Annotated in this window: 14 protein-coding genes; 6 read left to right on the plus strand and 8 right to left on the minus strand. The window is 70.4% G+C overall.

Going from position 1 to position 13288, the window contains the following annotated elements; all coding sequences use genetic code 11:
- Positions 1 to 188: 188 nt before the first annotated feature.
- Both ACIRPT_RS00735 and ACIRPT_RS00740 read right to left on the minus strand, forming a co-directional pair.
- Positions 189 to 500, minus strand: coding sequence for a hypothetical protein (locus ACIRPT_RS00735; RefSeq protein WP_403820172.1), 312 nt, complete (start codon positions 498 to 500; stop codon positions 189 to 191).
- A 243-nt stretch (positions 501 to 743) separates the two neighbouring features.
- Positions 744 to 1385, minus strand: coding sequence for a TetR family transcriptional regulator (locus ACIRPT_RS00740; RefSeq protein ID WP_403820175.1), 642 nt, complete (start codon positions 1383 to 1385; stop codon positions 744 to 746).
- A 271-nt stretch (positions 1386 to 1656) separates the two neighbouring features.
- Between ACIRPT_RS00740 and ACIRPT_RS00745 the strand changes: the two genes are divergently transcribed.
- Positions 1657 to 2433: an SDR family oxidoreductase gene (locus ACIRPT_RS00745; protein WP_403820177.1), complete on the plus strand. Its 777-nt coding sequence runs from the start codon at positions 1657 to 1659 to the stop codon at positions 2431 to 2433.
- Positions 2434 to 2527: 94 nt separating this feature from the next.
- On the plus strand, positions 2528 to 2962 hold the full coding sequence (locus ACIRPT_RS00750) for an SRPBCC family protein (RefSeq protein WP_403820180.1): 435 nt from the start codon (positions 2528 to 2530) through the stop codon (positions 2960 to 2962).
- A 124-nt stretch (positions 2963 to 3086) separates the two neighbouring features.
- Here the strand turns inward: ACIRPT_RS00750 and ACIRPT_RS00755 are convergent, their stop codons facing one another.
- The 3 genes from ACIRPT_RS00755 to ACIRPT_RS00765 form a co-directional block, all read right to left on the minus strand.
- Positions 3087 to 3917: a DeoR/GlpR family DNA-binding transcription regulator gene (locus tag ACIRPT_RS00755; protein ID WP_403497822.1), complete on the minus strand. Its 831-nt coding sequence runs from the start codon at positions 3915 to 3917 to the stop codon at positions 3087 to 3089.
- A gap of 71 nt (positions 3918 to 3988) precedes the next feature.
- Positions 3989 to 4870 (minus strand): ketose-bisphosphate aldolase, encoded by an 882-nt coding sequence (locus tag ACIRPT_RS00760; RefSeq protein WP_403497824.1) that lies wholly within the window; start codon positions 4868 to 4870, stop codon positions 3989 to 3991.
- A 56-nt stretch (positions 4871 to 4926) separates the two neighbouring features.
- Positions 4927 to 5835, minus strand: coding sequence for an SIS domain-containing protein (locus ACIRPT_RS00765; RefSeq protein ID WP_403497826.1), 909 nt, complete (start codon positions 5833 to 5835; stop codon positions 4927 to 4929).
- Positions 5836 to 6175: 340 nt separating this feature from the next.
- On the opposite strand from ACIRPT_RS00765, the gene ACIRPT_RS00770 reads away from it, so the two are divergent.
- Entirely contained in the window at positions 6176 to 7618 is a 1443-nt protein-coding gene (locus tag ACIRPT_RS00770; RefSeq protein WP_403497828.1) for a sugar porter family MFS transporter, read from the plus strand.
- A 113-nt stretch (positions 7619 to 7731) separates the two neighbouring features.
- On the opposite strand, the gene ACIRPT_RS00775 is transcribed toward ACIRPT_RS00770, so the two are convergent.
- On the minus strand, positions 7732 to 8031 hold the full coding sequence (locus ACIRPT_RS00775) for a YciI family protein (protein ID WP_403497830.1): 300 nt from the start codon (positions 8029 to 8031) through the stop codon (positions 7732 to 7734).
- Positions 8032 to 8188: 157 nt separating this feature from the next.
- Between ACIRPT_RS00775 and ACIRPT_RS00780 the strand changes: the two genes are divergently transcribed.
- Positions 8189 to 8920 carry an endonuclease V gene (locus ACIRPT_RS00780; protein WP_403820185.1) on the plus strand — a complete coding sequence of 244 codons (732 nt, stop codon included), beginning with the start codon at positions 8189 to 8191 and terminating at the stop codon, positions 8918 to 8920.
- A 21-nt stretch (positions 8921 to 8941) separates the two neighbouring features.
- On the opposite strand, the gene ACIRPT_RS00785 is transcribed toward ACIRPT_RS00780, so the two are convergent.
- Together ACIRPT_RS00785 and ACIRPT_RS00790 are read right to left on the minus strand one after the other, a co-directional pair.
- Positions 8942 to 9247 carry a hypothetical protein gene (locus ACIRPT_RS00785; protein WP_403820188.1) on the minus strand — a complete coding sequence of 102 codons (306 nt, stop codon included), beginning with the start codon at positions 9245 to 9247 and terminating at the stop codon, positions 8942 to 8944.
- 70 nt (positions 9248 to 9317) lie between these two features.
- Positions 9318 to 10505 carry a saccharopine dehydrogenase family protein gene (locus ACIRPT_RS00790; RefSeq protein WP_403820190.1) on the minus strand — a complete coding sequence of 396 codons (1188 nt, stop codon included), beginning with the start codon at positions 10503 to 10505 and terminating at the stop codon, positions 9318 to 9320.
- A gap of 250 nt (positions 10506 to 10755) precedes the next feature.
- Here ACIRPT_RS00790 and ACIRPT_RS00795 point away from each other — a divergent pair, with 250 nt between their 5' ends.
- Positions 10756 to 11697 (plus strand): dihydrodipicolinate synthase family protein, encoded by a 942-nt coding sequence (locus ACIRPT_RS00795; RefSeq protein WP_403820193.1) that lies wholly within the window; start codon positions 10756 to 10758, stop codon positions 11695 to 11697.
- Positions 11694 to 13238, plus strand: coding sequence for a sialate:H+ symport family MFS transporter (locus ACIRPT_RS00800; RefSeq protein ID WP_403820196.1), 1545 nt, complete (start codon positions 11694 to 11696; stop codon positions 13236 to 13238). The genes ACIRPT_RS00795 and ACIRPT_RS00800 overlap by 4 nt, the downstream gene beginning before the upstream one ends.
- Positions 13239 to 13288 lie beyond the last annotated feature (50 nt).

Raw genomic sequence — 13288 nt, forward strand, 5'->3', positions numbered from 1 at the left:
AAACGGGCGGCTGACCGGCGGCAGACCAGGACCAGGCGGTGGCAGCGAGCCGATCCATCGCCGTGCACTGCCGCCACCGCCCCCGTCCCGGTGATCCACAACTCGGGCCCGCCCGTCACGGCGGGAGGCCGGGCCTCAGCCGCCGCCCCAGGTGCTGACGGCGGCCGCGGTACGGCGGGGCCGCCGGTTCAGCAGGGCGTGTTCCTGACGAACAGCGCCCGCGGACCCGACGTCTTCCCGTAGCGGACGTCCTTGGTCTCGCCCTTCGGGAGGCGGCCGCGTGGGTCCTTCGCGTGCGGGATGACGATGGTGAAGCACGAGGTGCGCTTGCCGCACAGGTTCGTCAGCCGCACATAGCGGTTATGGCCGTTGTTGAAGTACTTCCGTACCTTGACGCACTGCGGCGAGCGGTCGGCCGCCGCCGCGTCGGCCGCCGTGGACAGGGTCAGCGAGGCGCTGCACGCCACCGCTGCCAGGCCTATCGCGATGATCTTCCGCACTTTATCTCTCCCCCGTTGGGAACCACTGCGAAGGCCGCTCCTCCCGGACGCGTATCGGACTCGTACCGGACTGGTGCCAGGCTCATGCCGGACGGGCGTTCGCACGTGCATTCTCCATTGTCCATACGCACCGGGAGAAATTCGGCCCCACGTCGCGCACCGCGCTCCAAGCGCGATCTTTTCGGAACCGGACCGGGTCCGTTTTCCGGGAACCGCACCGGGGGGCGTGGCCAACGGTGCAGGTCAGGGGCTGGGGGAGGGCGAGCGGGGCCCAGCGGTGGCCTGGAGCTCGTCGACCCGCAGATAATCCAGCGCGCGGCGGGTCAGCTCGGCGACGTCCTCCGGGTCGTCCTGGCGGGCCCAGTGCTCCGTGGCGACGGTGATCGCGTCGATCAACGCACAGGCCAGCAACCGCACCTCGAGGCTGTCCGGCGACGCTCCCGTACGCACCGCAAGCACGGGTACCAGCCGGTCCTGCATATCGCGCCCGGCGGCCATCCACCGCATGCGGATCGCCGGAACGCTGCCCATGACACGGATCAGCCGCCGCGCCCGCTCGGTGTCCGCGAGGCGCCGGGCCGATGTCGACGTGCCGAATGCCGCCCGGACCGCGCTGGTCAGCGGTTCGTCGACGGGACGGGTGGCGAGCTGTTCGACGAGCTGGCCGACGCTGGAGGTCAGTACGGGCGTGAGCGCGTCCTCCTTCGCCGCGCAGTAGCGGTAGAAGGTGCGCAGCGAGATGCCGGCCGCCAACGCGATGTCCTCGACGGTCGTCGCGTCGTACCCCTGATCGGCGAAGAGGGCGGCCGCGGCCTCCGCGATCTCCATCCGGGTCTCCTGCCGCCGTCGCTCGGTCAGCGTTGGTCTGCCTCGCGCTGCCGTCATCCACCTCTCCTCGCCGTTCGCTGCCCGGGTTCTTCCGGGACTCCCGGGCCGTCCGGGCCCAACTCTGTCACGGAACAGTTTATTGGCACGTCATGCCAATAAAGCGTATGTTGGCTGCGGCGCCGGGCCCCAACGACCGCGACCGATCGTGCGGCTGTGTGGCCACTGTGACTGCCGTGGCTGTCTTGGCTGCCCGCTTCTCTCATTCGCCTCTTCATCGCCTCTTCATCGACTCGCTTTCGACCGGTACGCATCAGCGAAGGAGCCGACCATGCCGCGTACTTACCTCGTCACCGGAGCGGCCTCCGGGATAGGCAAGGCCACCGCCGCCCATCTCCGCGAACAAGGCCACACCGTGCTCGGCGCCGACCTCAAGGGCGTCGACATCTCCGCAGACCTCTCCACCCCCGCCGGCCGTACGGAACTGGCCGACCGTGCCCGGGAGTTGACGGGCGGCCGACTCGATGCCGTGATCGCCTGCGCCGGCCTCGCCCAGTTCACGCCGCTGACTGTCCAGGTCAACTACTTCGGCGTGGTCGCCACCCTCGAAGGGCTGCGCCCGCTGTTGGCCGCCGGCGCCGATCCGCGCGCCGTTCTGATTTCGTCGGTCGCCTCGGTCCACCCCCACGACCCGGCCATTGTCGACGCGGCTCTGGCCGACGATGAGGAAGCGGCCGTTTCCGCGGCTCAGGCCGCTGTCGACCGTGGTGAGGGGTATGCCATCTACGGCTCGTCCAAACACGCCATCGCCCGCTGGCTCCGCCGTACCGCCGTCACCGCGGACTGGGCCGCCGCCGGCATCCCGCTCAACGCCGTCGCCCCCGGCACCATCGTCACCCCGATGACCGAGCCCATGCTCGGCAACGCCGAAATGCGCAAGGCCGTCGACGCGACCGTCCCGATGCCGCTGCACGGCCACGCCCGTCCGGAGCAGGTCGCCCCGCTGCTGGCCTGGCTGACCTCCCCGGAGAACACGCATGTCACGGGCCAGGTCGTCTTCGTGGACGGCGGCGCCGACGCGGTCCTGCGCGGCGACAGCACCTGGTAACGCCGTCTTCCCGCGACGGCCCCCCGGGACGTCCCCCGCTCCCCACCCCCAGACCCCAGGTGCAAGTCCCCAGACGACAGGACCAGGTGACACCATGCCAAGCCTCATCCGCAGCATCGTTCTCCCCGCCGACCCCGACACGGTCTGGCGCACCATCGGCCGCTTCGACGGCCTCGCCGACTGGCACCCGCACGTTCCGCCCTCGGTCATCGAGGACGACGCCGACCCCGAAACCCCCGGCGCCATACGGGCATTCACCCTCGAGGGCACGGTCGTGGCCCGCGAGCGCCTCCTTGCCAAGGACGACACCACACGCTCGTACCGCTACACGGTCCTCGACCCCTTCCTCCCCATCACCGCTTACGAGGCCACGCTGACGGCCGTCCCCCACGACCGGGGCACCGAGGTGCGCTGGTCGGCGACTTACCAGGGCGCCGCGGAGGCCGTCCGCCAGGTCGAGGAGGTCTTCGGGGACGGGGTGTACGGGGCGGGGCTGGCGGCGCTGGAAGAGCGGTTCGGCATGTCGTAGGGGCGGGGGAGGCGGGGGAGGGGTCGGGGCTTCCGGCCTTCTCCCCGGGGGGGCACGCGACCCCGCACCGAGTGGGCCAGAAGGCCGGACAGTCAGCCGACGGTCAGCCGGCGGTCAGGCGATGTCAGCGCCCGGCAGCCGGGCTCGTGTCGGTGGTGCTGCTGGACGGCCGTGCCGTCACTACTCTCAGGCCCCGGTCCGTGAACTCCCGGCGCGTTGCCTCCTTTGCTCCGTTGTCCGTGATGAAGGTGTCGAATACGTCCGCATCGCCGACCCGGGCGAAGCAACGCTCGCCGATCTTCGACGAGTCCGCGACGACGACGGCGCGCCGGGCACGCTCGGCCATCAGGCGGTTCACCCTGGCCTCCGCCTCGTCGTGCACCATGGCTCCCATCATCGGGTCCACGCCGTTCGCCCCGATGAAGGCGATGTCGATGGAGATCTGCTGCAGTACCAACTCGCTGAAGGGGCCGACCAGTTCGAACGATCGTGAATGTGCCACTCCACCGGTGAGCACGATCTTGATCTGTGGTCGTACCGCCAGCTCATTGGCGATGTTGAGAGAGTTGGTGACGATCGTCAGATGCGGCTGCGGGCCCGCTTCCGCGAAGTCGGGGCGGGTGGCGAGGACCCGGGCGATCGCTGTGGTTGTGGTGCCACCGCTCAGCCCCACCACGTCGCCGCGTTCGACCAGCTTTGCCGCCGCCTGCGCCACTGCCTCCTTCTCCGCCGACCGATGGGCGTGCTTGTACCGGATCGGCAGGTCATACGCCACGGAGCTGAGCACCGCGCCGCCCCGCGTACGGGTCAGCAGCTGTTGCTCGGCGAGGGCGTCCATGTCGCGGCGCATCGTGGCGGCCGAGACCTCCAGCTCGGTCGCCGCCTCCTCGACATCCACCCGGCCCCTGTCCCCGAGCAGCTCGAGCAGTGCGTTCATCCGTTCATGGCGCTTCATGGCGCGAGCCTAATTCGTTTCGATCGACCACGTTGAGGCCGGTCAGCGGCACCTGGACGACGACCACGGCCTCACCCCGGAGCCGGCGCCTGGGCGGCATACTCCTCCGGGACCGCCGCCGGAGCGCTCAGCACGTCCAGGAGTCTCGCCGCCTCCTGCGCCACTGCCTCCCGGGCCGGCTTGATGTACTTCCGGGAGTCGATGACCGCCGGGTCCGCACCGAGTGTCCGCCGTATCGAGTGCGTGAAGACGGACACCAGGTGAGTGGAAATATTGATCTTCGTCATTCCGGCCGCGATGGCTCGGCGGAGCTCTTCGTCCGGGACCCCGGAAGAGCCGTGCAGTACCAGGGGCACGGGCAGCGTCGCGCGCAACTCCGCGATCAGGTCCTTGTCCAGTACGGCCGTGCGCTCATGCATGGCGTGCGAGGAGCCGACGGCGACGGCGAGCGCGTCCACGCCCGTTGCCTGGACAAAGGCCAGCGCCTCGTCCGGGTTGGTGCGGACACCGGGTGCGTGCACGCCATCCTTGCCGCCCACCTCGCCGAGCTCCGCCTCGACATAGACGTCACGGTCGTGACACCAGGTGGTGAGCTCGGCGGTGGCGGCGACGTTCCGTTCGTAGGGGAGGGCGGAGGCGTCCACCATGACCGAACCCACCCCGGCGGCGACGCCCTGGTGGACCAGTTCCGCGTCGGTGATGTGGTCGAGATGGACCGCGATCGGGGCCGCGGAGCTCTCGGCGAGCGCGAGTGTGGCGCGGGTGATGGGCGCCAGGCTGCCGTGGTAGCGGACGCAGTTCTCGCTGATCTGCAGGATGAGCGGGGTGTTCGTGCGCTCCGCGGCGGTGACGAGTGCCTCGGCGGTTTCGAGATGGATGACGTTGAAGGCCGCGGCACCGACCCGCGCCTCACGCGCGGCGTCGACGATGGATGAGGTCGGAACGAGGGGCATGGGATGCTGACTCCCTTGCGGACTGGGTGAGTTGGTGTCGAAGGGGCAACGGGGAGCTACGACACGGCCGGGGCCTCGAGCATCACGGAGCGGGTGAGGCTGCGCGGGTTGTCCGGGTCCAGGCCGCGGGCGCGGGCCCGGGCCAGTGCCACCCGCTGCACCAGCACCAGATCGGCCAGCGGGTCGCGCTCATGGCGGACGAACCGGGCACCGGTCCGTGCCACGTCCGCTTCCAGGCCCTCCGGGGCCTGCCCGAACAGCCATGTCACCCGGCCCGGCGCCGCTATTGAGATCGGGCCGTGGCGGTACTCCATCGCAGGGTAGGACTCCGTCCAACTCTGCGATGCCTCCCGCATCTTGAGCGCGGCCTCGTTGGCCAGCCCGTAGGTCCATCCCGTGCCGAGGAAGGAGAACTGCTCGGCGTCCACCCACTCCCGCTCCAGCGGCGCGTCCAGTGCCTCCTGCGCGTCGGTCACCGCCCGGGAGACGTCCTCTCCCAGGTGTGCGCGCAACAGCGTCAGTGCCGTCGTCGCGAACCGCGTCTGCACCACGGACTTCTCATCGGCGAACGGCAGAGCGACCGTCTCATCGGAGATGGCGACCGCCGGTGTATCGGGGTCGCCGATGATCGTCACCGTAGGGATCCGCCCCTTGACCGCGTCGAGGACGCGCAGCACCTCGGTCGTGGTGCCCGAGCGGGTGATCGCCACCACCGCGTCGTAGCGTCGGTCACCACCCAGAAACGCCTCCGATGCCGCGAACGGGTCCGTCACCCCCAGCCCCGCGCCTTCGCGCAGCGCCGCGTACGACTGCGCCATGAACCAGGAGGTGCCGCAGCCGACGACGGCCACGCGCTGTCCGGCCTTGGGTAGCGGGCCTCCCGCCGCCGCTCCGATCCCTGCCGCCTTGCGCCAGGTCTCCGGCTGACTGTTCAGCTCCTGCTCCATGTACGAGATCTCGCTCATGGCACGCCCTCCCGTGATCCGTAGAGTCCCGCTGCGCTGGACTCACTGCGCAATCTTGCAACTTTCGGCTTCGTTACAAACGACTCTACGCATTTATTCGACACAGATCCATCCCTCGAAAGGGTGGACGAAGCAGAGGGGGGCGGACGAGGTCGAGGGCGGATCCCGAAAACTGTGCCGGTTTGGGCTATCCGGGTGGCTTGAGTGCGGAGTCGGAGACGGTAGTGCGGGGTCAACTTGCAGCTGTTGACAACTGCGTGAAGTGAGTCGAATACTCGCAAGATCAGTCATGGTTCGTTCGTCATGCAGCAGGCCGCTCCGCCGCACAAAGGACTCCCCCATGTCCACTGCCACGCTCTCCGAGACGCCCCAGCCGCCGAAACCCAAGAACGCGCTCCGCACCGGCAGGCTGTTCGCGCTCACCGGCGCCGTCGTCGGCGTCATCTACGGCTATGACACCGGCAGCATTTCCGGCGCCCTGGTGTTTCTCAGCAAGGACTTCCACCTCACCGAGGCGGAAAAAGGCCTGGTCAACAGCATTCTGGTATTCGGGTCCATCGTCGGCGCGCTGATCGGCGGCAAGCTCGCCGATCTCCTGGGGCGCAAGGCCGCGATGCTGATCGTCGCCGGCTCGTATGCCGTCTTCGTCGCGCTCTCCGCGGCCGCGCCCAGCGTCGTCGTGCTGGATGTGGTCCGATTCCTGCTCGGCGTCGCCATCGGCATCTCGATCGTGGCCGCGCCGCTCTACATCGCCGAATCGACGCCGGCGCGTATCCGCGGCGCATCCGTCGCCACCTACCAGGTAGCCACGGTCGCCGGCATCGTCGTCACCTACTTCGTCAACTGGGGACTGTCCGACGGCGGCCACTGGCGCTGGATGCTGGGCCTGTCCGCGATCCCCGCGGCGCTCGTGATGATCCCGCTGCTCCGGCTGCCGGACACGCCGCGCTGGTACGTGCTCAAGGGACGTACGGAGCGTGCCGTCGAGGTCATGGCCATGACCGATCCGGACGTCGATGCGCGCGCGGAGGTGGCCGCCGTGAGCGCCGCACTGGCCGAGGAGAACGGCGGCTCGGCACGCTCTCTGCTGCGCAAGCCGTACGCCCGCGCCGCGCTGTTCGTCGTCGGCCTCGGATTCTTCTGCCAGATCACCGGCATCAACGCCGTGACGTACTACAGCCCGCAGATCTTCGAGGAGATGGGCTTCAACGGAAACGGCCAGAACTTCCTGCTGCCGTCCTTCGTACAACTGGCCTCACTGGCGGCGACCGTGCTCGCCATCCTCATCATCGACCGGCTCGGCCGCCGCGTGGTGCTGCTCTCCGGTATCGGCACGATGGTCATCATGCTCGCCGTGCTGACCGTCGTCTTCGCCATGGGCGATCTGCACGGCGCCACGACGTGGGTGGGCTTCGGCGCCATCCTGCTGTTCACCGCGGCCTTCAACTTCGGCTTCGGATCGCTGATCTGGGTCTATGCGAGCGAGGCGTTCCCCGCCCAGCTGCGCTCCACGGGGGCATCGGTGATGCTGACGGCCGACCTGGTGGCGAACCTCCTGATCGCCCAGTTCTTCCCGTCCCTGATGGCCTGGGCAGGGGCGGCCCGGACGTTCGCGGGACTCGGCGTCCTCGCGCTCTGCGCCCTTGTCTTCGCCACCTTCACCGCGCCCGAGACCAAGGGCCGCCAGCTGGAGGAGATCCAGGGCTACTGGAGGAACGGCGGCCGCTGGCCCGCCCCCACCGCCGCCCCGGCTCCGGCCCCGACCCCGGAGGCCGCGGTCTAGGGGCCTGGCGACAGGAGGCCTGCCCCCTGTCTCACCGACCCGGTGCCTGATCGGCCCACCCTCAAGATTGGTGCCCCGGGCGGCGGGTTTCGACGGCAGCCCGGGGCGATACCTCAGGACGGCAGCTGTTCCCGGTATTCCTCCAGAGCCGGGGCGGTCGTCGTCGCCACGAATTCGGTGATCCGGTACGTGCACACCCCGGCCACGGTGAACGGATCCTCGGCCACCAGCCGCTCGACGGCCGCGCGGTCCAGACCGGTCGCGATGATCACGCCCCCGTCCCGTGGCACCTTGCGCCCGGCGGCGATGAAGTGCCCCGCGGCGTATTCCTTGTTCAGCCAGGCCACATGGTCCTGCAGCGCGGCATCGACGCGCTCGAGCGGCGCGGTGTAGGTCAGCTCCAGTACGAACATGCAGGCAATATAGACAATGCCCTGGTCACCCCCATGGTCACCCAGTTGGTGGGGCCGGCGATGTGTGCCGCGGCGGGCGGCCCGCCCGAGGTGTCGGGGACGGCGGTAGCGGCGGCCAGTTGGAACCGATCATGGGTTCGGTAGCGTGGCGATCACCATGGACACTCCCGGAACGATCTCGTGTGACGACGAACTGCGGCACTGGCCGACGGACGAAGCCCAGGCGCGCGCCGTCCAGGACCGGCTGCGGCACTCCGTGCGGCTCGACGAACTCGGCCCGCAACCGGGATTCGCGGGCACCGTCGTCGGGGTGGATGTCGCCTACGACGACGAGCGCGATGTGGTCGCCGCGGCGGCCGTCGCGCTCGACGCCCGTACCCTGGCCGTCCTCGACGAGGCCACCGCCATCGGACCGGTCTCCTTCCCGTACATCCCCGGGCTGCTCGCCTTCCGTGAGATTCCCACCGTGCTCAAGGCTCTCTCCCGCCTCACCCATACCCCGGACCTCGTGGTCTGCGACGGATACGGGCTGGCGCACCCGCGGCGTTTCGGCCTGGCCAGCCACCTCGGGGTGCTGACCGGCCTGCCGACCATCGGGGTCGCCAAGAACCCGTTCACGTTCCGGTACGAGCCGCCCGGCCCCGAGCGCGGCGCGACTTCCCCCCTCCTGGACCGGGGCGAGCCGGGCGACCGCGATACCGCCGGCGAAGAGGTGGGGCGGGCGGTGCGTACCCAAAAGGGCGTCAAGCCGGTCTTTGTTTCCGTGGGCCACCGGGTCGATCTGGACCGGGCGTGCGCACACACGGTGCATCTGGCGGCCGAATACCGTCTGCCGGAGACGACGCGAGCCGCCGACTCCCTGTGCCGGGAGGCGTTGGCGAGCGCCTGAGGCCATGACAACCGGGGCCGGTCACCCGCTCCAGGGCAGCGCCGTGAGCGTGGCAATGTCGCCGGTCGCGAGGAGGCCGAAGAGCCGCACGGTCTCCTCGCGGCCGACGCCGCGCATCTCGCCAGGGACCACCGCGTCGTCCTTGGTGTTCTCCCAGATCAACAGGCCACCGGCGAATGCGCTCAGGCACCATCCGCTCTCATGGGTCAACGACACGTCGGGGTGCTCGTCATCCGCCTCCGCCAGACCAGCCAGGACCCGCCGCATCGTGTCCCCGTCGGGCGCGTCGACCACCCCGCCCATGACGTCGTACATGAAGTAACTCATGCGCCGATTACCTCATGCGTCACTTGCCTCATGTGCCACTTACCTCATGCGGCGATGCACCGGACGCGCGCTAGCTACGGACCACCCGGAAGACGATGCCCGCCTTCTGGAGCCGGTCCGTCAGGGCGTCCCCCATGGCGACCGCCGACGTCACCTGGCCGGCCGTGTCCGGGAGGTCGTCAAAGGCCAGACAGAGCGCCGACTCGGCGAGCATCTTCGCGGTCTCGTCGTAGCCGGGATCGCCGCCCGAGACCTCGGTGATCAGCCGCCGCCCGCCGCCGGTCGCCACGAAGCGCACCGCGAACCAGCTCCTGGCGCGCCGCTCCGGGCTCGGCCCCTCGCCCGGCTCCAGACGCCCCGCCAGCCAGCGCCGGGCGGGCGGCACCTGGGCGAGCGCGGCCACCGCGCCCGCCCCCAGCGCCCCGCCCACGGCGATCGGCAGATGCCGCACGCCGGCGTAGTGGCGGTAGCGGAAGTCCGGCCCGTAGCGGTCGAGGGCGGCCGCCGAGCGGGCGATGACCTGCGGGTCCAGGGTCGGCAGCGGCACACCCCAGGTACGCGTCTCAGCGCTCCTGAGAGGCGGGCCGAAGGGCGCCCGGACCGTACGGCCGACGGTGCGCGGCTCCGCCTTCCGGCGCTCGCGGGCGGCCCGTGCCATGGGCAGCGGACGCGAGAGCACGGTCAGCGCGGAGGCCAGCGTGCCGCCGGAGAACGTGGCGTTGCTGCGGACGAAGCCGTCGATGCGCACCGGCACGCCCTCGGGGAGCAGCCCGACGGTGTAGAGCACCCCCAGGTCGTGCGGGACGCTGTCGAAGCCGGAGGCGTGCACCAGGCGGGCGCCGGAGGCGCGGGCCGTCGCATGGTGGCGGAGATACATCCGGTCGATGAATTCGGGCTCACCGGTCAGATCGAGGTAGTCCGTGCCCGCTGCGGCGCAGGCGGCGACCAGCGGCTCGCCGTGGAGCAGGTACGGGCCGACGGTCGTGGCCAGCACGCGGGTGCCGGCGGCGAGCGCGCGCAGCGAGTCGGGATCGTCGCTGTCGGCCCGCAGCAGCGGGAGGCCGGCGCAGGCCGGGTCGATGCCGGCCAGGCGGTCGCGCAGCCGCTCCAGTTTGGCGGTGTTACGGCCGGCCAGCGCCCAGCGGCACTCCTTGGGCGCGTGCCGGGCCAGATATTCGGCGGTGAGCGCCCCGGCAAACCCGGTGGCGCCGTAGAGGACGAGATCGTGGGCTCGTCCTGAGGTGTCCTGCCGTCGCATCGCTCATCCTCTCGACCTGAGCTCCGGACCCTAAGCACGTCATCGACGCTCCGTCAACGACGGCCTTCGGCCATGTCGTTGCTCTCGCACGGCGTGGCTCCCGTAGTGGCGCGGAGTCTTGACACGGCGTCGGAGCGGGGTCAGATTCGGCATGACACAGGACGTCCCACGTCCCACGTCCGGATTGCCGGGGTCGCCGCTCCGTTCCCCGGTACGCCGGGCCGGACCGTACGGCAGAAAGCCGGACGCGATGCCCCTTCATCCGCGCCTCCCCGCACCGCTCGGCGGGGTCGTGCCACCGTTGTGCACCCCGCTCACCGACGCCGGCCGGGTCGATACCCGGTCGCTGGCCGCGCTGACCGAGCGCCTGGCCGACGCCGGAGTCGACGGCCTCTTCGTGCTCGGATCCACGGGAGAGGCCGCCTACTTGTCGGACGCCCAACGACGCACCGTCATCGAGACGGTCGTCGAGGCCGCCCGCGGCCGGCTGCCCGTCCTGGCAGGCGTCATCGACATGGCCACCGCCCGGGTCCTGGATCACGCCCGGACGGCCCACGGCCTGGGCGCCGACGGCATCGTGGCCACCGCGCCCTTCTACACCCGCACTCATCCGGCGGAGATCGCGGACCACTTCACCCGGCTGCGCAAGGCCGTCGACCTGCCGCTCTTCGCGTACGACATCCCCATGGCCGTACACACCAAGCTGCCCGCCGGCACGGTGCTCGCGCTCGCCGCCGACGGGGTGCTCGCCGGGCTCAAGGACAGCAGCGGCGATGACGGTGCGTTGCGCCGTCTGATCATCCGGTTGCGCGCCGTGAACGAAGAATTCTCCGTTCTGACCGGCTCGGAACTCTCCGTGGACGGCGCCCTGCTCGCCGGCGCCCACGGTGTCGTACCGGGGCTGGGCAATGTCGATCCGGCCGGCTATGTACGGCTCTACGCGCACGCCAAGGCCGGCCGGTGGGGTGCGGCGGCCGCCGAACAGGACCGCCTGGCCGCGCTGTTCTCCCTCACCGATGTCGGAGACGAAGCGGACATGGGGCGCAGCTCGTCCGCCCTCGGCGCCTTCAAGGCCGCGCTGTACCTGCTCGGCGTCATCGACTGCCCGGCCACCGCGGCCCCGCAGCTGCCGCTGGACGACGCCGCCATCCGGACCGTCCGCCGACTGCTGGAGGAGGCGGGACTGCTGTGACGAGGCGCTTCCCGGGTCCGCCCGATCCTTCCGGTCATCCCGAACGCCCCGCCCGTCCCGCCGACCTTCTCGCCGGCACGGCTCCCTGGTACCGGGAGGTGGCTCCGCGTCAGTGGAAGGCGATGTTCGCCGCCTGGATCGGCTATCTCCTCGACGGTTTCGACTTCGTCCTGATCACCCTCGTCCTGACCGAGATCGCCGACGAGTTCCACCTGGGTACCGCCACCGCCGCCTCGCTCATCTCCGGGGCCTTCATCACCCGGTGGCTGGGCGGGGCCGTCCTGGGCGCGATGGGCGACCGCTACGGCCGCAAGACCGCCATGATCGCCAGCATCCTGCTGTACTCGCTCGGCACCTTTGCCTGCGGCTTCGCCTGGGACTACACCAGCCTGTTCGCCGCCCGGCTGGCGATCGGCCTGGGGATGGCGGGGGAGTACAGCACCAGCGTGACGTATGTGCTGGAGAGCTGGCCCACCCGGCTGCGCAACCGTGCCTCCGGATTCCTGATCTCCGGTTATGCGGGCGGCAGCGTCATCGCGGCCGAGCTCTACGCCTGGGTGGTGCCGCACTGGGGCTGGCGCTGGATGTTCTGGATCGGTGTGCTGCCTGTGCTGGTGGCCGTGTGGATACGCAGATCGCTGCCGGAGGCCGCCGAGTGGCAGGCCGAGGTCGGCCCCGCCGCGGCCGGCCCGCAGCCGGAACGCCCGAATCCGTTCCGGCCGTTGTTCGCCGGCCGCCTGCGCTCCTGGGGCAACGCCGCCCTGACGGTGGCCGCCACGGGCGCGCTGTTCTGCGTCTTCACGCCCGTGGGAGCGGAGTACGTCCCCTGGCTCTCGGCCGTCGCGGCGCTGTGCCTGATCGCCTTCGCCGCCCAGCTCGGTGGCCGCAAGGGCTGGCTGTTGTATGTGTCCCTGATGGCGACCGTGTTCTGCGCCTTCCTTTACAGCTGGCCCATTCAGGCCCTCTTGCCCACGTATCTGAAGGCCGAGCTGGGGTACGCCCCCGCGCAGGTCACCGAAGTGATGTTCTACGCGGGCTTCGGCACCATGGCGGGCTGCTGGCTGGCGGGATTCGTCGGCGACCGGCTGGGGACCCGGCGCGCCTACGCGTGCACCCTGCTGGCCTCCCTGGCCTTCGTCTTCCCGGTCTTCGCGGTCCAGGACAGCCTGGTGGGGCTCGGGGTGCTGCTGTTCGGGCTGCTGGCGCTGAGTCAGGGGATCTCCGGCATTCTGCCGAAGTACATCGCCGGGCACTTCCCGACCGCGACCCGTGCCGCCTCACTCGGCTTCGTCTACAACGTGGGGGCACTGGGCGGGGCGGTGGCGCCGGTCCTGGGGGCCCGGCTCGCCGAGGGGATGTCCCTCGGGCGGGCGCTGGCCGTGCTCACGTTCGGGCTAACGCTCCTCGTCATCATCCTGGTGGGCGGGGATGTTCCACGAAGGCTGGGGCGGCTCCTGGACCGTGAGGCGCCCGATGACCACCTTGTCCCGACGGGCGGCCCCGGTGCCCTGCCGGAAGGGGCTCCCACCGGCTCCGGGTAGGGCACGGCTCACTCGGCGCCGTCGTCCCGCCCGCCCCGCACCACCCGCGC

Origin of the sequence: Streptomyces sp. NPDC101227, from assembly GCF_044767545.1 — a bacterium.
Classification (GTDB): Bacteria; Actinomycetota; Actinomycetes; order Streptomycetales; family Streptomycetaceae; genus Streptomyces.